Raw genomic sequence first — 21,694 nt, forward strand, 5'->3', positions numbered from 1 at the left:
ACAAGGCGAGTTTCTGGGATTGCGGTTCTACACACCTGAAATCGGTGAAGGGGGCGTCATCGCCGAGCCTGTTTATATGGACTTGACCGGCGCCGACTGAGCGAAGCCGGGGATGACCTACTTCGGATAAAGCGGCGGCAACCCACTATCCCCCACCGGATCCTGCACCCGCTCCGCCGTCGGAATCGTGCGGATCGCCCGCCACAGATCCTCACCCTGCCAATGCTGCCCGGTTTCGCTGTACAGCGCGCCGTTCAGCCCGTCGAGCGCATCCGACAGCGGCACAAAGCGCGCGGCCATTTCTGCGAGGGTTTCCGGTTGTTGGCGAGCCCAGGCGTCGAGGGCCTGGCGGGTGGCGTGGGGGTCGTTGGCCTGGCTGGCGCGTTTGATGTCGTCGAGCAGGGTGCGCGGGCTCGGGCCGGTTTGTGCGGCGCGCAGGATTGCCGGTTGCCAGCGGGCGCGCCACCAGAGGCCGAAGCCGAGGAGGGTGGTGCAGGCCAGGATCAGCGTGCTGAGTTTCCACCACCACAGCGCTTCGCTGTCGGCGGTGTTGAAGGATTGCGCGCTGCCGGCCGGGGTGTCGACCTGCAGGCTCGGGTTGTTCACCACTTGCAGGGTGCGGGCCGGCAGGCTGGTGTGTTCCAGGTGATCTTCGAAAGTGTTCCACCACACCACGTCGACGGTCGGCAGTTCGATCGAACCGCTGCGGCTTGGCACCAGGGCTTCGCGCTCTTCACGGCTGCCGATCAACCCACGCTCGCTGCTCTGGTTGTTGAGCACCGGTTGGTCCGGGTAGCGGCGCAGGCCGGTGGCCTCGGTGGCGGGCAGGGCGGGCAGTTGCGAACTGGCCAGGCCTTCGACCTTGAGGGTCAGGCTGCGGGTCAGGGAGTCGCCGACCTGGGTGTGGTCCGGTTCCGGGTTCCAGCTTTCGCTCAGGCTCAGGCTGCGGGCCGGCAGCCACGGTGCATCGGCCGGATAAGTGATCGGTTTGGGTTTGACCGTCAGCGGGATTTCCGTAGAGGTCACTCGCAACACTTTGCCCGGTTTCGGACCCTGTGCGTTGGCGTCTTTGGCTGGCTGGGTGTCCACCCGTGTGGCGCTGAAGGTTTGCGGGGTGATGGTCAGCAAACCGCTGTGTTGCGGGAAAATCGCGTAGCGCATTTCGATTACGCCATGCCGCACACCGTTGATGTCTTTTTCGTAGGTGCGGGTGTCACCCAGTTGTTCGACCCGTGCATCGGTGATCTGCAGCGGGGTGACGCTGCTGTCGTCGTACAGCGACACCGAATGGTAGATACGCAGTGTCAGGACGGCCTGGGCCTGCACATAGACGCTGCTCTGGTCGAGGCTGGACTCGATAAACACCGGGTCGAGGGCATTCTTCTCTTCGTGAGTGTCGCTTTCGACCACTTGCACGGTAATCGGCTGGCTTTGGGTTTCACCCAGTTTCAGCGGCGGAATTTCCACGCTGCCGTTCTGTTTCGGCAACAGGGTGATGATCCAGCGGGTGGTGGCGCGGTTTTCGTTGTTGAGGGTGTTGAGCTGGTTGACCTGCCGCGTGCCGCGCACTTCGAACAACGGCTCCAGCGGGGTCAGGTCCGGTTTGCCGAACTGCGTGACATCGTTGGATTCGAGGGTGAGTTCCACCGTCTCGCCGGAGTTCAGGCGACTGCGATCCACGCTGGCCGTCAGCTCGGCCGCCTGAGCGGTGGCCGTGCAGATCAGCAGGGGCAGCCAGAGAGCGGTGAAACGGGTCATCGAGTGTTTTCCTGATCCTGATGTTGTTGCTGTTCGTACCAGAATTTGCGCCGCAGCAGTTCTCCCGGATCGTCCGGGATCTTGCCCAGCCATTGCTCCAGTGCCTGACGCTGCTCGCCTTCGAGGTTGTCCTCGCCGGGGTTCAGCGTCGGAGCCGTGTTCTGTTCCGTGTCCGGCGCGCTGTCCGGCAATTCGTTGGGGCCTGGCTGTGGCGGAGTGGTCGGCGGCGGTTCGCTCGCTGACTCCGCCGGCTGGGCCTCACTTTGCGCGTCATTCTTGATCGCCGGTGGCGGCGCAGTGGCGGGCGGTGGTTCCTCGCCCGGCAGGTTCTGTTGCGTCGGTTGCTTCTCTGGCTCGGTCGGCGGCGGAGTGTTTTTCTGCTTGAGCAGGTTTTCCACCAGTGTCTTGTTGGTCAGCGCCGGACGCAGATCCGGTTGCAGCTCCAGCGCCTGTTCGTAGGCGTCGATGGCCGCTTCCAGTGCACCGCTTTTCGCCAGGGCGTTGCCACGATTGTAGTGGGCGCGGGCATCGCTGCCTTCGGCGAAACGCTCGGCGGCGCCACTGTAATCGCCGGCCTCGTACAACGCCAGCCCTTGCCACTGATGATCTTCGAAGTGTTGCGCAGCCTCGGCCGGACGCTTCTGTTTCAGCAGATGCAGGCCCTGTTGGTCGGGGCGCAGCCACAGGTCTTCGAAATTGAAAGCGTAGCTCGGTTGCGGCAGACAAAAGAGCAGCGGCAGACAGAACAACCAGCCACGGCGCCCGGCGCAGGCGGCGAGCAGCAACAGTGGCAACAGCAGCCAGTAACCCTGATCGGCCCAGGTGTCGAGGCGCAGGGTCTGGCCATCGTTGCGCAGGCTGCGCGGGCCGTCGAGCAGACCGAGGCTGCGCAGGTCCGATTCGTCCAGTCGTGCGCTGTGGTATTCACCACCCACGGCGTTCAAGAAGGCAGCGAGGCCGGGACTGTCGAGTTGCGGCACGCGGATCGCACCCTGGGCGTCCTTGAGGAAGCTGCCGTCCTCCTGAGCAATCGGCGCACCCTCGGCGGTGCCGATGCCGAGCATCAGCAGTTGCGCCGATTGCCCGCTCAATGCGCGGCGAATGCCCTGGCGTTCCTCATCGGACAGCGAAGAACCGATCAGCAGAATACGTCCCTGACCCAGCGCTCCTTGTTCCAGCAAGGCCAGTGCCTTGCGCACGGCAAGATCGGCACGGTGGCCGCTCTCCGGCATCAGCGACGGCTTGAGGGCATCGAGCAGATTGCGGCTGGTCGCCAGGTCATCCGACAGTGGCACCAGCGTATGGGCGCTGCCGGCATAAACGACGATGGCGGTCTGCGCATCGCTGCGAGCCTTGAGCAGATCGAACAGCTTGCGTCGGGCTTGCTCCAGACGCGTGGGGGGCGAATCGGTGGCGAGCATTTCCGGAGTCAACTCCAGCGCCACCACCAGCGGATCGGCCGGTTTCTGGCTGGTCTGTTCGACCCGCTCCCAGCTCGGTCCGAGCAGCGCCACAACCGTCAGCAGCCAAGCGACGGCCAGCGCAACCCAAGGCAATTTGCTGTCGCGACCGTTGCCACCGCTGAGCAGTGCGGCATGGAACGCCGGCGGCAGAATCATTTGCCAGCGCCCGGCGCGCTTCTGCCGATGCCAGAGTTGCCAGATCAGCCAGCCGAGCAGTGGCAGCAACAGCAGCCACCACGGACGGAACCAGTGCGGCCAGAGCGCAATCATCGGCGCCTCCGCAGACGCAGACGCTTGAGGCGTTCGCGCCAGTCAGGCAGGGGGCTTTGCAGATACAGCTCCTTGGTGAACAGGCGTTGCAACGGGTTGTCCGGCCACAGTTCGCGAGCCACCAGCAGAATGCTCAGCAACAGGGCCAGCGCCAACGGCCAGTGATACAAGGCTTGTGCAGGCCGAGCCTCGGTCGGTTGCTGGGCCACCGGCTCGAGTCGGTCGAGGGTGTCCTTGATCGCTTGCAATTCCTTGCCGTCACGGGCGCGGAAATAGCGGCCGCCGGTGACATCGGCGATGGCTCTGAGTGCCGGCTCGTCGAGGTCCAGGGTCGGGTTGCCGCCGAGCAGTGCCGTGGCGCCGCTTTCTTCGGGATCGGCACCGATGCCGATGGGGTAGATTTTCACACCTTCATTGGCGGCCAGTTTTGCGGCGATCAGCGGCTCGATTTCGCCGCCGTTGTTGGCACCGTCGGTGACCAGAATCAGCACCCGACTCTGCGCCGGGCGCATGCGCAGGCGTTTCAGGGCCAGGCCGATGGCGTCGCCGATGGCGGTGTTTTTGCCGGCGATGCCGATTCGCGCTTCATCGAGCCAGACCCGAACGGTGTGTCGGTCAAAGGTCAGCGGCGCCTGCAGATAGGCCTGACTGCCGAACAGGATCAGACCGACCCGGTCGCCGTCGCGGCTTTCCAGAAAATCACCGAGCAGATGCTGCACGAGCGACAGGCGACTGACGTCTTCGTCGTTCCATTGCATGTCGGGAAAGTCCATCGAGCCGGACACGTCCACCGCCACCAGCAGATCGCGGCCGCTGGCGGCAATCGGCAACGGTTCGCCGAGCCATTGCGGGCGGGCGGCGGCGATCAGCAGCAACAGCCACAGCAACATGAACGGCGCCTGCTGACGCCAGGCCGGCAGATTGGCGCGGGCACGGCGACGGGCGAGGCCTTCCAGATCACCGAGGAAGCTGACTTTCAGCGCCGGTTCGCCGCTGTCCGCCACCGGCAGCACAAGGCGCATCAGCCACGGTAGCGGCAACAGCGTAAAGACCCACGGCCAGGCGAACTCAAACATGCTTGCGGATCCACGTATCGACAGCTTGCGTCAGGCCGGCGATGGCCTTGTCGTCGAGTTTGCACTCGGGCTTGTAGGCGCCTTCCACCAGCACCATCCAGCGGGTCAGGCCGGCGGCGGGGCAGCGATTGTCGAGAAACGCCAGCCATTTGCGCCCGTTGAGGGTGTGGCTCTGGCTGTAGGGATAATGGTTGCGGCACAGGCGTTTGAGCAGACCGTTGAGCTGCTGCAGCCAGGCACCGGCGGGCGCTCCGTCGTAGGGCTTGACCATTTGTGCCAGCTCGGCGAGCGCTGCGATGCGCACAGGATCGAGCGGGATTTCGGCGCGCACGACGGGTTTCTTCTTGACCGGAATGAACCGGCGCAAGCGCCACAGGGCGAAACCGATCAGCGGCAGCAACAAAAGCAGCAGCCACCAGCCCGGCGCCGGCGGCCAGAAGGCAATCGGTGGCGGGGACATCAGCGGTTGCAGTTGTTCGAGGCCGTTCATCGAACGCTCCCCGGACGCTGCGGGTTGAGGAACTCGCGCATCTGCTCGACCATTTCACTCTGGGTGCTCAAGGGCATCAACAAGACCCGCAGCTTCTGCGCGAGCAGTTCCCAGCGGGCAATGCGTGCTTCGGCCTGGGCGCGGTAGGTCTGGCGCAGATCAAAATTCAGTGTGTCGAGCTCCAGTTGCGCACCGCGTTCGGCGAACTTCAGCAGCCCGGCGGCGGGCAGGGCGTGATCCAGCGGATCGGACAGCGGCAGCATCAGCAGGTCGCAATGGCGCGACAGCAGGCTCAATTGCTGCTCCGCGCTGTCGCTGAGGGCCCGTTCGTCACAGATCACCACCACCAGACTGCCCGGGCGCAATACTTCCCGGGCCCGGCGCAGGGCGGCACCGAACGCATCGCGATCCGGCTCGCGTTCGGTGTGCAGCGACTGATTGGCCTTCACCAGACGGTTGAGCAATTGCAACAGGCTCTGCTTGCTGCGACGCGGCTTGATTTCGTAATGCTCGTTGTCGCCGAACACCAGTCCGCCGACCCGGTCGTTGTGGCCCAGCGCGGCCCAACCGATCAATGCCGCAGCCTGCGCCGCCAGCACCGATTTGAACATCAGCCCGGAACCGAAGAACAGCCGCGTGCTTTGCTCGACCATGATGAAGATCGGCCGCTCGCGCTCTTCGTGGAACAGCTTGGTGTGCGGCTCTTGAGTACGGGCAGTCACGCGCCAGTCGATGGTGCGTACGTCGTCGCCGGCCTGGTAGACCCGCACCTGATCGAAGTCCACGCCACGGCCACGGAATTTCGAGTGGTGCAGGCCGATCAGCGGGCTGCGCTGGCTCGGCGTTGAAAACAGCTGCACTTCCCGTACGCGATGACGCATCTCGATCAATTCGGCGAGAGTGATGCGAATGCCCGGTTCGGACGGCAGGGAGGCGTTCATGGGGGTCAAGCGACGGCGACGACGTCGAGAATCCGTTGCACCACCCGATCCTGGTCGATGCCGGCGGCTTCAGCCTCGAACGAGAGAATGATGCGATGACGCAATACGTCGAACAGCACGGCCTGGATGTCTTCCGGGCTGACGAAATCGCGACCGGCCAGCCAAGCGTGGGCACGGGCGCAGCGGTCGAGGGCGATGGAACCGCGCGGGCTGGCGCCGTAGGCGATCCATTCGGCCATTTCCGGATCGAACTTCGCCGGGTTGCGTGTGGCCATGACCAGTTGCACGAGGTATTCCTCCACGGCGTCGGCCATGTACAGACCGAGGATTTCCTTGCGTGCGGCAAAGATTGCCTGCTGGCTGACCCGGCGCTCGGGCTTGGTTTCACCGTTCAGGGCTTCGCCACGGGCCTGTTGCAGGATCCGTCGTTCGACGGCGGCGTCCGGGAAACCGATTTTCACGTGCAGCAGGAAACGGTCGAGCTGGGCTTCTGGCAGCGGGTAGGTGCCTTCCTGCTCGATCGGGTTCTGCGTGGCCATCACCAGAAACAGCGGCGACAGTTCATAAGTGCTGCGCCCGACACTGACCTGACGCTCGGCCATGGCTTCAAGCAGGGCCGATTGCACCTTGGCCGGAGCACGGTTGATTTCGTCTGCGAGCACCAGGTTGTGGAAGATCGGGCCTTGCTGAAACACGAAACTACCGGTTTCCGGGCGATAGATCTCGGTGCCGGTGATGTCGGCCGGCAGCAGGTCCGGAGTGAACTGGATGCGATGGAACTGGGCTTCGATGCCCTCGGCGAGTTCTTTGATCGCTTTGGTCTTGGCCAGGCCCGGAGCACCCTCGACCAGCATGTGGCCGTCGGCGAGCAGGGCGATGAGCAAGCGCTCGATGAGTTTTTCCTGGCCGAGAATCTGCGTTGAAAGAAAGGTTCGCAGCGCCAGCAGCGCTTCACGATGTTCCATCGATGACTGTTCCTGGAAAGGGTGGCCACAGGCGTTCGGATAACGCCGGGGCTGGGGGCGTTACTTTAATCCATCGCAGGGGGTGGCGACTAACGGCATTTTGCGCAAAGTGCGGGAAATGACCGGGGGAATTGTTGGAAATTTGTAGGGCGGGGGAGGTGCGGTGTTCTTTCGGGTGTCATCGCGAGCAGGCTCGCTCCCACATTTGAGCGGCGTACACCGCTCTGTGTGGGAGCGAGCCTGCTCGCGAAAGGGCCGTCAAGCCAACATCAAATCTGGCTGATGTAGGTGCCAGTACCATCCAGAATGTTCTTCAGGGTTTCCTCGACCTCGGCCAGATCGACCATGTCCGGGTTGTAGGTGATTTCCAGCACATCATCCCCGTTCAGCGCATCGGCATCCGCGGCGGCGATTTCGATCTTCAGCAGGGTTCTGGTCAGGGTGACCTTTACACCATCCAGGGTGGACGGCGCGCCTTCCAGCGTGATTTCCAGCTCATCCTCGTCCGGATAGCGGCTCATCAGAAACATTTCGCCTTTGTCGCTGTGGCAGCAGAGCATGGCCATGTTGTCTTCTTCGTCGTCGCACGGGTTGACAATGAGTAGGGCGGTGGTCATTTGCATGAGGAATTCCTGCCTCGGCGGGCTTGTTGGTCGCAATTGGGCGCGATTCTGCCAGCCCCGGGGAATTTCTGCATGTGAGAGTGTCAGAGGATGTGTTGTGAACGCGACACAGGTCAATGGTCATTCCGGGCGCGCATGTACCGTAAAAGCGGGCATTCAGACCGGCGTTCTGCCCCATGAATGCTAGTGTTTACCGATGCGCAGGCCTTCGTTTACGTGCCAATGACCGAATATGTCGCAGCACTGCAAGCAGACACATTGTCGCAGCCATTAAGCTGCGCAACGGATGAGCACCCGTAAAGGCATTGCGGCAGGCCCCGTGGCGGCCCCCGGCAGTCGTTTTTGCAGATGCCCATTCATGGAAGGTGAATGTGACCTGAGTGTCTCGTCCAGCTTCATCCACCTGTCACCCTGTTTCCTCTGCCCGAGATTCAGGAACAGGGCGACGGAACGCCCCGAAAGGGGTTTTGTACGCGACGCTTTCCATCAATAACAAGCCCAAGCGGAGTACCACAGATGGCGTTCTTCACCGCAGCCAGCAAAGCCGACTTCCAGCACCAACTGCAAGCGGCACTGGCGCAGCACATCAGTGAACAGGCACTGCCACAAGTGGCGCTGTTCGCTGAACAATTCTTCGGCATCATTTCCCTGGACGAGCTGACACAACGTCGCCTCTCCGACCTCGCTGGCTGTACTCTTTCTGCGTGGCGCCTGCTTGAGCGCTTCGATCACGCGCAACCGCAAGTGCGCGTCTACAACCCCGATTACGAGCGTCACGGCTGGCAGTCGACCCACACCGCGGTCGAAGTGCTGCACCACGACCTGCCATTTCTGGTGGACTCGGTGCGTACCGAGCTGAACCGCCGCGGCTACAGCATCCACACCCTGCAGACCACCGTGCTCAGCGTGCGTCGTGGCAGCAAGGGCGAACTGCTGGAAATCCTGCCGAAGGGCACCACCGGCGAAGGCATCCTGCACGAGTCGCTGATGTACCTGGAAATCGACCGCTGCGCCAACGCGGCCGAACTGAATGTGCTGAGCAAGGAACTGGAACAGGTTCTGGGTGAAGTCCGCGTCGCGGTCGCCGATTTCGAGCCGATGAAGGCCAAGGTGCAGGAAATCCTCACCAGGCTCGATAACAGCGCGTTCGCCGTCGAAGCCGACGAAAAGAACGAAATCAAGAGCTTCCTGGAATGGCTGGTGAACAACCATTTCACCTTCCTTGGCTACGAAGAATTCACCGTGGTCGATCAGGCCGATGGCGGCCACATCGAATACGACCAGAACTCCTTCCTCGGCCTGACCCGGATGCTGCGCACCGGTCTGACCAACGAAGATCGCCACATCGAAGACTACGCGGTCGCCTACCTGCGCGAACCGACCCTGCTGTCGTTCGCCAAGGCTGCGCACCCGAGCCGCGTGCACCGTCCGGCCTACCCGGACTACGTGTCGATCCGTGAAATCGACGCCGACGGCAAGGTCATCAAGGAACACCGCTTCATGGGCCTGTACACCTCGTCGGTGTATGGCGAAAGCGTGCGTGTCATCCCGTTCATCCGCCGCAAGGTCGAGGAAATCGAGCGTCGCTCCGGCTTCCAGGCCAAGGCTCACCTGGGCAAGGAACTGGCTCAGGTTCTGGAAGTGCTGCCGCGTGACGACCTGTTCCAGACCCCGGTCGACGAACTGTTCAGCACCGTGATGTCGATCGTGCAGATCCAGGAACGCAACAAGATCCGCGTGTTCCTGCGCAAAGATCCGTACGGTCGTTTCTGCTACTGCCTGGCCTACGTGCCGCGCGACATCTACTCCACCGAAGTTCGCCAGAAAATCCAGCAAGTGCTGATGGAACGCCTGAAGGCGACCGACTGCGAGTTCTGGACGTTCTTCTCCGAGTCCGTGCTGGCCCGCGTGCAGCTGATCCTGCGCGTCGACCCGAAAAACCGCATCGACATCGACCCGCTGCAACTGGAAAACGAAGTCATCCAGGCCTGCCGCAGCTGGCAGGATGATTACGCCGCGCTGATCGTCGAAAACCTCGGCGAAGCCAAAGGCGTCGACGTACTGGCTGACTTCCCGAAAGGCTTCCCGGCCGGTTACCGCGAGCGTTTCGCCGCGCATTCGGCCGTGGTCGACATGCAGCACCTGCTCAACCTGAGCGAGAAGAAGCCGCTGGCGATGAGCTTCTACCAGCCGCTGGCCGCCGGCCCGCGCGAGTTGCACTGCAAGCTGTACCACGCCGATACCCCGCTGGCACTGTCCGACGTGCTGCCGATCCTGGAAAACCTCGGCCTGCGCGTGCTGGGCGAGTTCCCGTATCGCCTGCGCCACAACAACGGCCGCGAGTTCTGGATCCACGACTTTGCGTTCACTGCCGCCGAAGGCTTGGACCTGGACATCCAGCAACTCAATGACACCCTGCAGGACGCCTTTGTCCACATCGTCCGTGGCGATGCCGAGAACGATGCGTTCAACCGTCTGGTGCTGACCGCCGGCCTGCCATGGCGCGACGTCGCCTTGCTGCGTGCCTACGCCCGCTACCTCAAGCAGATCCGCCTGGGCTTCGACCTCGGCTATATCGCCAGCACCCTGAACAACCACACCGACATCGCTCGTGAGCTGACCCGGTTGTTCAAGACCCGTTTCTATCTGGCCCGCAAGCTGGGCAGCGACGATCTGGACGACAAGCAACAGCGTCTGGAACAGGCCATCCTGACCGCGCTGGACGACGTTCAAGTCCTCAACGAAGACCGCATCCTGCGTCGTTACCTGGACCTGATCAAAGCGACCCTGCGCACCAACTTCTACCAGACCGACGCCAACGGTCAGAACAAGTCGTACTTCAGCTTCAAGTTCAACCCGCACTTGATCCCTGAACTGCCTAAGCCGGTTCCGAAGTTCGAAATCTTCGTTTATTCGCCTCGCGTCGAAGGCGTGCACCTGCGCTTCGGCAACGTTGCTCGCGGCGGTCTGCGCTGGTCCGACCGTGAAGAAGACTTCCGTACCGAAGTCCTGGGCCTGGTAAAAGCCCAGCAAGTGAAGAACTCGGTCATCGTGCCGGTGGGTGCGAAGGGCGGCTTCCTGCCGCGTCGCCTGCCACTGGGCGGCAGCCGTGACGAGATCGCGGCCGAGGGCATCGCCTGCTACCGCATCTTCATTTCGGGTCTGCTGGACATCACCGACAACCTGAAGGACGGCAAACTGGTACCGCCGGCCAACGTCGTACGTCATGACGACGATGACCCGTACCTGGTGGTCGCGGCGGACAAAGGCACTGCAACCTTCTCCGACATCGCCAACGGCATCGCCATCGACTACGGCTTCTGGCTGGGTGACGCGTTCGCGTCCGGTGGTTCGGCCGGTTACGACCACAAGAAAATGGGCATCACCGCCAAGGGCGCGTGGGTCGGCGTACAGCGCCACTTCCGTGAGCGCGGCATCAATGTCCAGGAAGACAGCGTGACCGTGGTCGGCATCGGCGACATGGCCGGCGACGTATTCGGTAACGGCCTGTTGATGTCCGACAAGCTGAAACTGGTTGCCGCGTTCAACCACATGCACATCTTCATCGATCCGAATCCGGACCCGGCCACCAGCTTCGTCGAGCGCAAGCGCATGTTCGACCTGCCGCGTTCGGCTTGGTCCGACTACGACACCAGCATCATGTCCGAAGGCGGCGGTATCTTCTCGCGCAGCGCGAAGAGCATTGCCATCTCGCCGCAGATGAAAGAGCGCTTCGACATCCAGGCCGACAAGCTGACCCCGACCGAGCTGCTGAACGCCTTGCTCAAGGCGCCGGTGGATCTGCTGTGGAACGGCGGTATCGGTACTTATGTGAAGGCCAGCAGCGAAAGCCACGCCGATGTCGGCGACAAGGCCAACGATGCACTGCGCGTGAACGGCAACGAGCTGCGCTGCAAAGTGGTGGGCGAGGGCGGTAACCTCGGCATGACCCAGCTGGGTCGTGTGGAGTTCGGCCTCAATGGCGGCGGTTCCAACACCGACTTCATCGACAACGCCGGTGGTGTGGACTGCTCCGACCACGAAGTGAACATCAAGATCCTGCTGAACGAAGTGGTTCAGGCCGGCGACATGACCGGCAAGCAACGCGATCAGTTGCTGGCGAGCATGACCGACGAAGTCGGTGGTCTGGTGCTGGGCAACAACTACAAACAGACTCAGGCCCTGTCCCTGGCTGCCCGCCGTGCCTACGAGCGTGCCGCCGAGTACAAGCGTCTGATGAGCGACCTGGAAGGCCGTGGCAAGCTGGACCGCGCCATCGAGTACCTGCCGACCGAAGAGCAGCTCACCGAGCGCGCCGCGACCGGCAAGGGCCTGACCCGTCCGGAGCTGTCGGTGCTGATCTCGTACAGCAAGATCGACCTCAAGCAGCAGCTGCTGGACTCGCTGGTGCCGGACGACGACTACCTGACCCGCGACATGGAAACCGCGTTCCCGCCGACCCTGGTCAGCAAGTTCGCCGACGCCATGCGCCGTCACCGTCTGAAGCGCGAGATCGTCAGCACCCAGATCGCTAACGATCTGGTCAACCACATGGGCATCACCTTCGTTCAAAGGCTCAAAGAGTCCACCGGCATGACCCCGGCGAACGTGGCGGGTGCGTATGTGATCGTGCGTGACATCTTCCACCTGCCGCACTGGTTCCGTCAGATCGAAGCGCTGGATTACCAGGTCTCCGCTGACGTGCAACTGGAGCTGATGGACGAGCTGATGCGTCTGGGCCGTCGCGCCACGCGCTGGTTCCTGCGTGCCCGTCGCAACGAGCAGAACGCTGCCCGCGACGTCGCGCATTTCGGTCCGCACCTCAAGGATCTGGGCCTGAAGCTGGACGAGCTGCTGAGCGGCGAAATCCGCGAGAACTGGCAGGAGCGTTATCAGGCCTACGTGGCTGCCGGTGTACCGGAACTGCTGGCGCGTATGGTGGCGGGTACGACCCACCTCTACACGCTGCTGCCGATCATCGAAGCGGCCGACGTCACCGGTCAGGATCCAGCCGAAGTGGCCAAGGCTTACTTCGCCGTGGGCAGTGCGCTGGACATCACCTGGTACAACGGGAAGATCAGCGCCTTGCCGGTTGAAAACAACTGGCAGGCCCTGGCCCGTGAAGCGTTCCGCGACGACGTCGACTGGCAGCAGCGCGCGATCACCATCGCCGTTCTGCAAGCGGGCGGCGGTGATTCGGACGTGGAAACCCGTCTGGCACTGTGGATGAAGCAGAACGACGCGATGATCCAGCGCTGGCGCGCCATGCTGGTGGAAATCCGTGCCGCCAGCGGTTCGGACTACGCCATGTACGCGGTGGCCAACCGTGAGCTGAACGATCTGGCGTTGAGCGGTCAGGCGGTCGTGCCTGCTGCGGCGACGGCGGAGCTTGAGCTTGCTTGAGTAGCTGGTGAATGAAAAAAGCCCCTGCATTGTGAGATGCGGGGGCTTTTTTTTGCCTGATGGTTTTCTCGTTACTGCAAGTTATGTCCTTGTTTCTTATCGAGCATCGACACTTTATCTGCCGGTCTGGTCAATAAATTACTGAGCGACTGGTCAAACTTCTGCAGCGCCCGAACCTGAACTTCCTGCTGCTGATTAATGTCCGCAACAATCTCCTCCGAACGCTTGAAGTCTGCCCAGACCGGTGTCAACTCTTTCGCCTCGGACCCCTTGGCCGTTCCGATGTAGTTGAACTTCCCGTCATAAAAGTCCGCACTTACATCCGCCTTGATGTCGGAACTGCGCGAAGTAATCAACTGGCTGTGAGTATCGACGATCGCTACCACATCGGGATTGGCCGCACGCAGGCTCTGCATGTCCGGGTACACCGTCACCGAGCCGAACTGGCGCTGCAGCGAGGCTTTCACCCAGTCCACGGCCATGTCCGGTTTCGAGGTGGCGACGTAGGCATCATGGATCGGCTGCACCAGCCAACTCTGGCCGAAACCGGTGCCGGCGTTGGCCTGATAGTCGCGCAGGTATTGGCGATTGGTCTGGGTGCTCGGGCTATAGACGACGCCCAGTGAAACTCCAGGGCCGCTTTTGACCTGCGTGGCGCTGCTGCGCCCGACCGGTTGGGTAAACAGTGTGTCGAGGGAAGAAACCGCTTTGGGCGCGGTGGGAACGGAACAGGCGGACAACGCTAAAATTGATATCGCCAGGGTGCTGGCAAAGGCAAGTTTCATGGTGAGTCTCCCGTGAAGCAACTTCAATCGGAATATCAAAGTTGTCGGGGTTCACTTGATAGAACCGGCGACAGTTGCCTCAGACTACTCCCGCCCGGCTGAAAACAACCTGACAATTTGCTGAATGACGGTCATGCAATAGTTTTATTGGCTGTAAGGGTTCTGGATTAATTGCCGCGAGAAATAAAAAAGGCACAAATCAGCCATTTGCGCCTTTTATTTATGGCTGATTGAACAACCATCAGTTTCTCAAAGGGATCAACACTTGCTCGTCCGGTGACAGCACCATGAACACCAGCAATCTGGCAGGCCTGGTTTTACTGGCGTTTTTCGACACCAGATGTTCGGAACCCGCGGGTTCGTACCAGAACTGACCCTTCTTGTAGGTGATCGGCTGCTCGCCCTTGACCTGGGAAATCACTTCGCCTTCGAGCACATAGGCCATGGCCGTGCCGTCGTGTTTGTGGGCGATGGAGGACTGGCCGGGTTTGTAGTCGACTTCGATCATCATGGCTTTTTTGCCCGGAACGTTTTTCAGCATCTGGTCCTGCAGGACCGAGACTTTTTCGGAGGCGTCGTGGGCCATGGCGGCGGCAGGAACAGACAGGACGAGAGCGGCGGCGAAAATGGGCAGAAGTTTCATGGCGGGTCACCTGTGAAGTGGGGGAGTCGGTCTTCACGGTAGTCCGCGTGCCGGGCCAATCACACCGCCAATACGCGGGAAGTTCAGGTGACCAATCTGGGGGATATCCGCGCATTCAAATACGCCATCGCGAGCAGGCTCGCTCCCACAGGTGTTGTGTTGTTCACAGAACATATGAACGACACAGAAACTGTGGGAGCGAGCCTGCTCGCGATGTGGTCTTTAAAATCAAACGATCGGAAACGAGTTGAAATCCACACTATTGGCCAGCCGACTATCGATCAAATCAATAAACCCCTGCGCCTCAGGCCGGTTGAAGTGCGCCTGCATCGCTTCTTCCGACTGCCAGCGGGCGCTCACGGTCCAGCGATGGTTGTCCTCGGGGCAGCGGTCGACCAGATAGGAATCGCAGCCCGGTGTTTCGCGCAGGGTGTCGACGATCTTCTGCAACTGCCTGCCCAGCTCCTCGGAGCGGCCGGCTGCAGCCTGCACCTGGACGGTGTTGATCACTTCGTTGGACATTGCTCAACTCCTGAATCAGGCCGGACGAATCCTGCTCATTGAGGGATAACGCCTGTGCAGAATAGGCCTGCACCCCCGGATCACCAATAACCAATCGGCGGGTAATCCGTCAGACCAATCTACCCTGTGACCTGTTGCAGAATGTCGCGCAGGCGATCCAGCGCAATATCGATGTCCAGCGTCTCGATGGCGCCGAAACCGAAGTACATTCCACTTCTGGCAGGCTGCTGGTAATAGAAGCCATCGATGCTGTAGAGCCCGACTTCGACCTTTTTCGCCAGTTCGATCACCAGCGGCAAGTCGATCGGCACCCGGCAGAACACCGCCATATGGAAGCCTGCACTGGCCGGCACGGCCTCCAGCCACGGCGACAGGTCGGTGGCCATGCGCGCCAGGATCCGCTCGCGGCGCTGGGCGTAGACGGTGTGGCAGCGGCGAATGTGCTTGAGCAGGCAGCCCTCGGCGATGAACTTGGCCAGCGCCCATTGCGGCAGGGTGGAGGCGTGCAGGTCGGTGAGCTGCTTGGCGCGGATCACCGCTTCGAGAATCGCTGGCGGCAGGATCGCGTAACCGAGCCGCAGCTCCGGCAGTAGTGTTTTGGAGAAGGTGCCGACATACGCCACGATGCCATGCTGATCGAGGTTGTGCAGCGAATCCGTCGGTCGACCCTCGTAGCGGAATTCGCTGTCATAGTCGTCCTCGATGATGATCGCGCCCAGCTCATAGGCCCGTGCCAGCAACGCTTCGCGTCGCGCGTGGCTCATCGGCATGCCCAGCGGAAACTGATGCGACGGCGTCACGTAGATCAACCGCGTGCCGTCTGGAATGTGCTCGACCTGAATCCCTTGCGCATCCACCGGCACCCCCACCACCGTTGCGCCGTGAGTGCCGAACAGCAGTCGCGCCGGCGGATAACCCGGATCTTCCATCGCCACCAGGCTGCCGGGGCGCAGCAGCACCCGGGCGATCAGGTCCAGCGCCTGTTGCGCGCCGTTGCACACCACGATGTCCTCGTCCTGGCAGTTCACGCCGCGAGAGAACGCGATGTGCCGGGCAATCGCATTGCGCAGTGCCGGCAAGCCTTCTGCCACGCTGTAAAAGCCCTTGGCACCGGCCATTTGACGCATCGCATGGGACACGCAGCGGCGCCAGTCATCGTGGGGGAATTGGCCCTTGCTGGTGGCGCCGCCAATGAAGTCATAACGCAGCGAGCCTTCCAGCGTCGGATGGCGCAGGAACACCGGCAGGTTGCACCAGCTCTCGATCACCTCGGAACCGGCCAGCTCGCAATGACTTTGCTTGCGCTGCACCGGTGTGGCGCGGGCGTTGACGTAAGTGCCTTTGCCGATCACGCCGGTAAGGAAGTTTTCGTAGGTCAGCTGCGCGTAAGTGTCGGAAATGGTCTTGCGCGAAATCCCCAGTTGCTCGGCGAGCAAGCGGCTCGGCGGCAGTTGCGTGCCGGCGGCCAGACGCCCGGACTCGATGGCGCCGCGCAGCTGCTGGTACAACTGACCGGCCAGATCCTTGCGGCCGTTGACCACGACGTGAAGTTCCATACCGACGGGGCTCTCCGGGAAATTAAGTGTGCCGGGCAGATTACTCCCGAATGCAGTACCGGCAGAAGTTGCGTAGTGCAAATCCTTCAAATTGGCATAGGGCCCTGTGGGAGCGAGCCTGCTCGCGATAGCGTCCTGTCAGTCACCATTGACGACGCAGACAAACGGCCATCGCTAGCAGGCTAGCTCCCACAAGATTTTGTGTTTGGCATTGTTCAGTGGTCTGCCGGTTTTCCGTGCAATTGGGGCTGTAACCCTAGCGCACCAGCGCTTACCGTGAAATCACTCTTCTGCTGCCCGAGACCCGCCCATGTCCCCGCGTCTGGATTACTACAGCGCTTCACCCAAAGCCATGAAAGCAATGATTGCCCTGGAAGCCCTGACCAGCAGCCTGAGCATTGAGGCGCCGTTGCTGCACCTGATCAAGATCCGCGCCTCCCAGCTCAACGGCTGCGCTTTCTGCACCGACATGCATTCGGTGGAAGCGCGGCGGGCAGGGGAGACGGATCGACGGCTGTACGCCATTGCGGTCTGGCGCGACAGTGGCTTCTTCAACCTGCGCGAGCGGGCGGCGCTGGCCTGGACCGAAGCGGTGACGCTGCTGGCGGAAAGTCATGTGCCGGACGACGTCTATGAACAAGCGCGAACACAGTTCAACGAAGGCGAACTGGTGGACCTGACCATGGCGGTCAGCACCATCAGCAGCTGGAATCGCCTGGCGGTGAGTTTTCGCCAGGTCCCCAGTGACTGACGAGCACATGTCCCCCGCAGCAAGGGAGCATGCTGTGGCGAGGGAGCTTGCTCCCGCCGGGTTGCGAAGCAACCCTGAATCCGTTGTGCACGGTTTATCAGGATGGACGCGTGTTGATCACGCCCACTGCGGGAGCAAGCTCCCTCGCCACGAGCACTCTGCTGCGTTCTCTAGTTCGCTGGCCGCTGCGGCTTTACCGACGTGCCAAACGTATTGCCCATCCGCGTACTGGTAGCCGCCGGCGTCGCCAGCCCGACCTGATTCGGCGGGCGCTTGTTGACCGGCACATTCATCGCTTCCTGAGTCTTTTGCGCAGCCTTCGCGCCGTCGGGATTGTTGCCCATCTGCTGGCTCAGGCAATCGTAATTCGGCGCCTTGTAACCGCCCACAGTCACCTCGACGCAACCCACCGCCTGCTCGGCCTGCACGCCGCCCGACAGGGTCAACAACAGCCCGCTCATCGCCAATATCCACAGTGATTTCATGTGTGCCTCCTGGCCGGCCCGAAGGGGCCGCTCTTGCTCGAGAGTCTAGTGCAACGGGCGCGCCGATCCCGTGATGGTTTTTTTGCAGTGGCCGTCACACCAGATTCATAAACAGCCCTCAGGATGACGGTTTTCAGGGGTACATCAACTGTGCTGCGAGGCCGTGCCAGGGACGATGTTGTGCGCTCAGCGCTCGTGCGCCAGCTCGGTCTGGGGCTGCTGCTTGGCTTGTTGCTGAGCCGCGCCAGCGCCGATCCGGTGCCGGCGACGATGCGCATGACGCTGCACATCCCGGCCCAGGAACTGGCCCGCGCCCTCGATCAGTTCAGCCGCGCCACTGGTATGGCGGTGCTGGTCGACAGCCAGTTGAGTCGCGGTCGACGCTCGTTGGCAGTGGACGGTGAATTCACCGCCGCCGAAGCGTTGCGCCGGATGCTCGGTGGCAGCGGGTTGATGGCCAAGTACAGCCGCGACGATGCGTTCACCTTGCAGGTGGCGCAGGTCGAGGACGTGCCGCTACCGGCGGAGAAACCGACCCCCGCCAGCGCAGCCGTCAACCGCAGCTACGCCACGGCGGTGCAGGCCGCCATCGAACGCAACCTGTGCCGCTCGCCGCTGACCCGGCCCGGCAGTTTTCGTGCGGTGTTGCAGTTGTGGATCGGCCGCGACGGCGTGGTGCAGCACAACCGGTTGGTGACTTCGACCGGTGATGTTCGACGCGATGCCGCGCTGGTAGACAGTTTTCACACGCTCAGGATCGACCGGCCCACACCCGGCGCATTGCGCCAGCCAGTCACCTTGCTGTTGTTACCCGAATCGTCAGGAAAGCGCATGGAATGCACACAATGGGAAGGAGTTTCCGGGGGATGAAAGACGCCGGGCAAAGTTCGATGGTCCAGCTGTTCCTGACGTCATACGAGGACTTTCGGGTGCGCCTGCGACGCCGCCTCGGCTCGGAGGACCTGGCCAACGACGTGCTGCACGAAACCTACCTGCGGGTCGACCGCATGGAAGCGCCGCCGAACCTGCTGCGGCCCAACGCCTACCTCTATCGCATGGCCCTGAACATCGCCGCCGACCGCCGTCAGGCCGATGCGCGATTGCTCACCGGCAGCGAAGTCGAAGAACTGCTGCAAGTCAGCGACGAAGCGCTGGACCCGATGCGCGTGGTCGGCGGCCAGAAGGAAATCCAGTCGCTGCTCGGCGCCCTGTACGAACTGCCGGCCCGGCGTCGCCGGATCTTCATCGCCGCACGCCTGGAAGAAGCGCCGCACCTGGAAATCTCCCAGCGTTTCGGCATCTCCACGCGCATGGTCGAGAAGGAAATCAAGGCTGCCCTCGGACACTGCGCGGCGAAACTGGAAAGAAAAGTGTTTCAGCGGTTCGGTCGCGGGGCCGGAAAACCGTCTAGTGAATGAAGCTCCCGATCAACCCGTCGAGTACCTGTGCGTTTGAACATCTTCCGTCTGACATCAGCCGAGCCCACGCCTGCCGAGCGTCTGCAAAGCGAAGCCCGCGACTGGCTGATCCTGCTGACCTCCGGCCGCGCCACGGTCGCCGATGCCCGAGCGCTGCGCCAGTGGTGCGCGCAAAGCCCCGAACACGCCCGCGCCTTCGAAGAGTGCAAGGCCTTGTGGCACCTGCTGCAACCGGCGGCGGAAGCGATGCAGGCACCTCGACGGTTTGGACGACGGGCCTTTCTCGGCGGCGCCATTGCCGCGTCGGCGGCGTTCCTGCTGGTGCGCGGCACGATCCCGGGCGGGTTCTCCGGGCTCGGCGCTGATTACATAACTGAAGTCGGCCAGCAACGCCGCGTCGAACCGGCCGATGGCTTGAGCCTGGAATTGAACACCCAGACTCGCATCAACCAGCGTTCGGTGGATGAGGGCGTGCAGAGCTTTGAACTGGTCAGCGGCGAAGTCGAAGTGCAGACCGCACGACTGCCCATGGCGATGCAGGCCGGTGGCGGTTGGCTGCGGGCGAGCAGGGCGCGGTTCAACCTGCGCAACCTCGATCAGCAGGTGTGCGTGACGTGCCTCGATGGCGCGGTGGACGTGGAAGTCGAAGGCCGCAGCCTGCGCCTGGAACCGGGCCAGCAACTGACCTACGACGCGCAACAGGTCGGCACCGTACAAAGCGTCGACACCGCCGCAGTAAGCAACTGGCGCCAGCAGGTGCTGGTGTTCAACGGCACGACTCTCAGCCAGATGATCGACGAGATCAACCGCTACCGCCCAGGCATGTTGCTGCTGCTCAATCGCGAGCTTGGCCAGCGCCGCGTACAAGCACGTTTCTCCCTCGACCAACTGGCCGGGGTAGGGGCGTTGATTCGCGATGCCTACGGCGTCAAATGCACCGAACTGCCGGGCGGCGTGGTCGTCCTCAGCTAACCAAAACCACCCTGAACCCTGTGGGAGCGAGCCTGCTCGCGAAGGCGTCGTGTCAGTCAGTACATTCGCAGCTGATACACCGTCTTCGCGAGCAGGCTCGCTCCCACAGGATCTTCAGCGATGCGGCTTACTGCAACGGCCCAATCACCTGCCGATACTTCTCCACCCCCTGCGGTGTCTGCCGGGTCAACCGCACCTCCAACCCCAACGGATCCTCCCGCCGATTCCCGCTCAACTGCCGCCACCCCTTGTCCATCTCCCAAACCCGCACCTGCAAATCACTCACCTCACTCAACACCGCCACCCCAGCGGTCGGCGCCGGCAACGGATAGCGACTGCGCGCCGGCGCCACTGCGCGATACAACGTGTCCCCCTTGAGCCACCAGCGCACCCGCTGCAACGCCCCCGGCTGATCCGCCGCGCTCCGAATGATGTCCAGCCGAAACCCCTTGCTGTCACTGCTGCGCACCGTAACGGCAGGCGGCGCCGTCGTCGGTTCATCCTCGGTGCCGACCTTCTTCGGCTCCGTCAGCTCGATCCCGGCGCGCATCTCCACATCCCGCTGCATCTGATTCAACGCCCGCAACAGGCTGTCGCTCTGCTCACCACTGGCCTGCAAATGGCGGTCGGCGCGGGTGACACTGTCCAGCCCCTTCCAGGCAATCAGACTGACCACCGCCATCAACAGAATCGCAACCATCACCTCGATCAGCGTAAAACCGTGTTGTCTGTTCATTGCACGCTGATCCGGCCCGAAGCATCGCGCAGCACACTCAACCGATTGAGCCCGTCAGACAGCGTCAACTGCAGCGGCGGATTGATCCACTCCGCGTTCAGCACCACTTTCTGCTTCGGCTCCACCCGCACCTCCAGCTTCGGACTCTGCCAGGGACGCGGCCGCAACTGCGGATCCCGCTCGAAATGATCAAAACCCTTGCCACTGTCATTGCGCCGACTGAACCGAAACCCCTTGCCATCGCTCAACCACGCAATCGGCCGGCCATCGGCCCGGGCCTCAGCCTGAGCAATCTGCAGCAACTGCGCCACGCGCTCGGCATCCTTGCGCAGCAACTGCAACGGATCGGGCTTGATACTCAAACTGATCGCCGCACTGGCGATCCCGATAATCACCAGCACCACCATCAACTCGATCAACGTAAAACCCTGCTGCCTGCTCCGGCTCATTGAATGCGCACTCCCTTGCGTCCAGCCCCGTCCCAAAAAACCATCCTGCACGGCCAACATGTAAGGCGTGTGAAATAAAACCGTGAGAATTGCCGGGTAGTCTGGTCACCGGGACTAAAAGGAGATTCAGCCCATGAGATTCACCGCACGCTTTTCACCCCCCCAACTCATCCAGGCCGCCGCGCTGCTGGCCGCCCTGATCGGCATCGCCACCTGGTCATCCCTGCTCCTGACCACCGCCGAATCCCACACCCCGGCGGCAACGCCGCAACTGCTCGCTGCGCGCAGCGACAACCCGGCGTTGCAATGGTTTTCCAATCGAACAGCGCCGGTGGAGATCAAGGTCAGCGGCGTGATGGCGGGGAGTCGCGGGGCGGTGGCGATTTTG

19 protein-coding genes and 1 pseudogene are annotated in these 21,694 nt (G+C 62.3%); 6 read left to right on the plus strand and 14 right to left on the minus strand.

Annotated features, from left to right (window positions below):
• Positions 1–117: 117 nt before the first annotated feature.
• The 7 genes from ACK6BI_RS09470 to ACK6BI_RS09500 all read right to left on the minus strand — a co-directional run bounded on the left by ACK6BI_RS09470 (position 118) and on the right by ACK6BI_RS09500 (position 7,586).
• On the minus strand, positions 118–1,758 hold the full coding sequence (locus ACK6BI_RS09470) for a BatD family protein (RefSeq protein ID WP_409316865.1): 1,641 nt from the start codon (positions 1,756–1,758) through the stop codon (positions 118–120).
• Positions 1,755–3,491 carry a tetratricopeptide repeat protein gene (locus ACK6BI_RS09475; protein WP_409316866.1) on the minus strand — a complete coding sequence of 579 codons (1,737 nt, stop codon included), beginning with the start codon at positions 3,489–3,491 and terminating at the stop codon, positions 1,755–1,757. Before ACK6BI_RS09475 ends, ACK6BI_RS09470 begins: the two co-directional genes overlap by 4 nt.
• Positions 3,488–4,567, minus strand: coding sequence for a vWA domain-containing protein (locus ACK6BI_RS09480; RefSeq protein ID WP_409316867.1), 1,080 nt, complete (start codon positions 4,565–4,567; stop codon positions 3,488–3,490). Before ACK6BI_RS09480 ends, ACK6BI_RS09475 begins: the two co-directional genes overlap by 4 nt.
• Positions 4,560–5,057, minus strand: coding sequence for a DUF4381 domain-containing protein (locus ACK6BI_RS09485; protein WP_260519786.1), 498 nt, complete (start codon positions 5,055–5,057; stop codon positions 4,560–4,562). Before ACK6BI_RS09485 ends, ACK6BI_RS09480 begins: the two co-directional genes overlap by 8 nt.
• Positions 5,054–5,998: a DUF58 domain-containing protein gene (locus ACK6BI_RS09490; protein WP_409316868.1), complete on the minus strand. Its 945-nt coding sequence runs from the start codon at positions 5,996–5,998 to the stop codon at positions 5,054–5,056. Before ACK6BI_RS09490 ends, ACK6BI_RS09485 begins: the two co-directional genes overlap by 4 nt.
• Positions 5,999–6,003: 5 nt before the next feature.
• The gene (locus tag ACK6BI_RS09495) at positions 6,004–6,963 is read right to left on the minus strand and encodes a MoxR family ATPase (RefSeq protein ID WP_065259871.1); all 960 of its coding nucleotides are present in this window, start codon (positions 6,961–6,963) and stop codon (positions 6,004–6,006) included.
• Positions 6,964–7,232: 269 nt separating this feature from the next.
• Positions 7,233–7,586 carry a hypothetical protein gene (locus ACK6BI_RS09500; protein ID WP_409316869.1) on the minus strand — a complete coding sequence of 118 codons (354 nt, stop codon included), beginning with the start codon at positions 7,584–7,586 and terminating at the stop codon, positions 7,233–7,235.
• A gap of 516 nt (positions 7,587–8,102) precedes the next feature.
• On the opposite strand from ACK6BI_RS09500, the gene ACK6BI_RS09505 reads away from it, so the two are divergent.
• Positions 8,103–12,989, plus strand: a complete 4,887-nt coding sequence (locus tag ACK6BI_RS09505) for an NAD-glutamate dehydrogenase (RefSeq protein ID WP_409316870.1) — start codon at positions 8,103–8,105, stop codon at positions 12,987–12,989.
• Between the two features lie 71 nt (positions 12,990–13,060).
• Here ACK6BI_RS09505 and ACK6BI_RS09510 read toward each other — a convergent pair whose 3' ends face one another.
• The 4 genes from ACK6BI_RS09510 to ACK6BI_RS09525 form a co-directional block, all read right to left on the minus strand.
• Positions 13,061–13,774: an ATPase gene (locus ACK6BI_RS09510; RefSeq protein WP_409316871.1), complete on the minus strand. Its 714-nt coding sequence runs from the start codon at positions 13,772–13,774 to the stop codon at positions 13,061–13,063.
• 241 nt (positions 13,775–14,015) lie between these two features.
• The gene (locus ACK6BI_RS09515) at positions 14,016–14,417 is read right to left on the minus strand and encodes a cupin domain-containing protein (RefSeq protein ID WP_409316872.1); all 402 of its coding nucleotides are present in this window, start codon (positions 14,415–14,417) and stop codon (positions 14,016–14,018) included.
• A 228-nt stretch (positions 14,418–14,645) separates the two neighbouring features.
• Complete coding sequence (locus tag ACK6BI_RS09520; RefSeq protein ID WP_409316873.1) at positions 14,646–14,939, minus strand: putative quinol monooxygenase; 294 nt, start codon at positions 14,937–14,939, stop codon at positions 14,646–14,648.
• Positions 14,940–15,058: 119 nt separating this feature from the next.
• Positions 15,059–16,495: a PLP-dependent aminotransferase family protein gene (locus tag ACK6BI_RS09525; protein WP_409316874.1), complete on the minus strand. Its 1,437-nt coding sequence runs from the start codon at positions 16,493–16,495 to the stop codon at positions 15,059–15,061.
• A 310-nt stretch (positions 16,496–16,805) separates the two neighbouring features.
• Here ACK6BI_RS09525 and ACK6BI_RS09530 point away from each other — a divergent pair, with 310 nt between their 5' ends.
• Positions 16,806–17,246, plus strand: coding sequence for a carboxymuconolactone decarboxylase family protein (locus tag ACK6BI_RS09530; RefSeq protein ID WP_409316875.1), 441 nt, complete (start codon positions 16,806–16,808; stop codon positions 17,244–17,246).
• A 170-nt stretch (positions 17,247–17,416) separates the two neighbouring features.
• Here ACK6BI_RS09530 and ACK6BI_RS09535 read toward each other — a convergent pair whose 3' ends face one another.
• A complete protein-coding gene (locus ACK6BI_RS09535) occupies positions 17,417–17,731 on the minus strand; it encodes a hypothetical protein (RefSeq protein WP_409316876.1) in 315 nt (104 codons plus the stop codon).
• A 123-nt stretch (positions 17,732–17,854) separates the two neighbouring features.
• On the opposite strand from ACK6BI_RS09535, the gene ACK6BI_RS09540 reads away from it, so the two are divergent.
• The 3 genes from ACK6BI_RS09540 to ACK6BI_RS09550 are packed head-to-tail and all read left to right on the plus strand — an operon-like array spanning position 17,855 to position 20,121.
• Positions 17,855–18,601 carry an STN domain-containing protein gene (locus ACK6BI_RS09540; protein WP_409316877.1) on the plus strand — a complete coding sequence of 249 codons (747 nt, stop codon included), beginning with the start codon at positions 17,855–17,857 and terminating at the stop codon, positions 18,599–18,601.
• Positions 18,598–19,149, plus strand: a complete 552-nt coding sequence (locus ACK6BI_RS09545) for an RNA polymerase sigma factor (RefSeq protein ID WP_065260555.1) — start codon at positions 18,598–18,600, stop codon at positions 19,147–19,149. The genes ACK6BI_RS09540 and ACK6BI_RS09545 overlap by 4 nt, the downstream gene beginning before the upstream one ends.
• Before the next feature lie 33 nt (positions 19,150–19,182).
• On the plus strand, positions 19,183–20,121 hold the full coding sequence (locus ACK6BI_RS09550) for a FecR family protein (RefSeq protein ID WP_409316890.1): 939 nt from the start codon (positions 19,183–19,185) through the stop codon (positions 20,119–20,121).
• A gap of 127 nt (positions 20,122–20,248) precedes the next feature.
• Here the strand turns inward: ACK6BI_RS09550 and ACK6BI_RS09555 are convergent, their stop codons facing one another.
• The gene (locus tag ACK6BI_RS09555) at positions 20,249–20,857 is read right to left on the minus strand and encodes a prepilin-type N-terminal cleavage/methylation domain-containing protein (RefSeq protein WP_409316878.1); all 609 of its coding nucleotides are present in this window, start codon (positions 20,855–20,857) and stop codon (positions 20,249–20,251) included.
• Entirely contained in the window at positions 20,854–21,306 is a 453-nt protein-coding gene (gene gspH, locus ACK6BI_RS09560; RefSeq protein WP_409316879.1) for a type II secretion system minor pseudopilin GspH, read from the minus strand. The genes ACK6BI_RS09555 and gspH overlap by 4 nt, the downstream gene beginning before the upstream one ends.
• A gap of 133 nt (positions 21,307–21,439) precedes the next feature.
• Between gspH and ACK6BI_RS09565 the strand changes: the two are divergent.
• A pseudogene (locus ACK6BI_RS09565) lies at positions 21,440–21,694 on the plus strand (type II secretion system protein N); the annotation flags it as partial.

The sequence above is a fragment of the Pseudomonas sp. KCJK9016 genome (assembly GCF_046231795.1).
GTDB lineage: Bacteria > Pseudomonadota > Gammaproteobacteria > Pseudomonadales > Pseudomonadaceae > Aquipseudomonas > Aquipseudomonas bananamidigenes.

Coding starts and splice junctions, on each gene's coding strand:
- ACK6BI_RS09540 (WP_409316877.1), top strand. CDS start 17,855: ATGACGGTTTTCAGGGGTACATCAACTGTGCTGCGAGGCCGTGCCAGG.
- ACK6BI_RS09525 (WP_409316874.1), bottom strand. CDS start 16,495: ATGGAACTTCACGTCGTGGTCAACGGCCGCAAGGATCTGGCCGGTCAG.
- ACK6BI_RS09545 (WP_065260555.1), top strand. CDS start 18,598: ATGAAAGACGCCGGGCAAAGTTCGATGGTCCAGCTGTTCCTGACGTCA.
- ACK6BI_RS09505 (WP_409316870.1), top strand. CDS start 8,103: ATGGCGTTCTTCACCGCAGCCAGCAAAGCCGACTTCCAGCACCAACTG.
- ACK6BI_RS09495 (WP_065259871.1), bottom strand. CDS start 6,963: ATGGAACATCGTGAAGCGCTGCTGGCGCTGCGAACCTTTCTTTCAACG.
- ACK6BI_RS09485 (WP_260519786.1), bottom strand. CDS start 5,057: ATGAACGGCCTCGAACAACTGCAACCGCTGATGTCCCCGCCACCGATT.
- ACK6BI_RS09470 (WP_409316865.1), bottom strand. CDS start 1,758: ATGACCCGTTTCACCGCTCTCTGGCTGCCCCTGCTGATCTGCACGGCC.
- ACK6BI_RS09515 (WP_409316872.1), bottom strand. CDS start 14,417: ATGAAACTTCTGCCCATTTTCGCCGCCGCTCTCGTCCTGTCTGTTCCT.
- ACK6BI_RS09555 (WP_409316878.1), bottom strand. CDS start 20,857: ATGAACAGACAACACGGTTTTACGCTGATCGAGGTGATGGTTGCGATT.
- ACK6BI_RS09535 (WP_409316876.1), bottom strand. CDS start 17,731: ATGAAATCACTGTGGATATTGGCGATGAGCGGGCTGTTGTTGACCCTG.
- ACK6BI_RS09500 (WP_409316869.1), bottom strand. CDS start 7,586: ATGCAAATGACCACCGCCCTACTCATTGTCAACCCGTGCGACGACGAA.
- ACK6BI_RS09520 (WP_409316873.1), bottom strand. CDS start 14,939: ATGTCCAACGAAGTGATCAACACCGTCCAGGTGCAGGCTGCAGCCGGC.
- gspH (WP_409316879.1), bottom strand. CDS start 21,306: ATGAGCCGGAGCAGGCAGCAGGGTTTTACGTTGATCGAGTTGATGGTG.
- ACK6BI_RS09490 (WP_409316868.1), bottom strand. CDS start 5,998: ATGAACGCCTCCCTGCCGTCCGAACCGGGCATTCGCATCACTCTCGCC.
- ACK6BI_RS09480 (WP_409316867.1), bottom strand. CDS start 4,567: ATGTTTGAGTTCGCCTGGCCGTGGGTCTTTACGCTGTTGCCGCTACCG.
- ACK6BI_RS09475 (WP_409316866.1), bottom strand. CDS start 3,491: ATGATTGCGCTCTGGCCGCACTGGTTCCGTCCGTGGTGGCTGCTGTTG.
- ACK6BI_RS09510 (WP_409316871.1), bottom strand. CDS start 13,774: ATGAAACTTGCCTTTGCCAGCACCCTGGCGATATCAATTTTAGCGTTG.
- ACK6BI_RS09530 (WP_409316875.1), top strand. CDS start 16,806: ATGTCCCCGCGTCTGGATTACTACAGCGCTTCACCCAAAGCCATGAAA.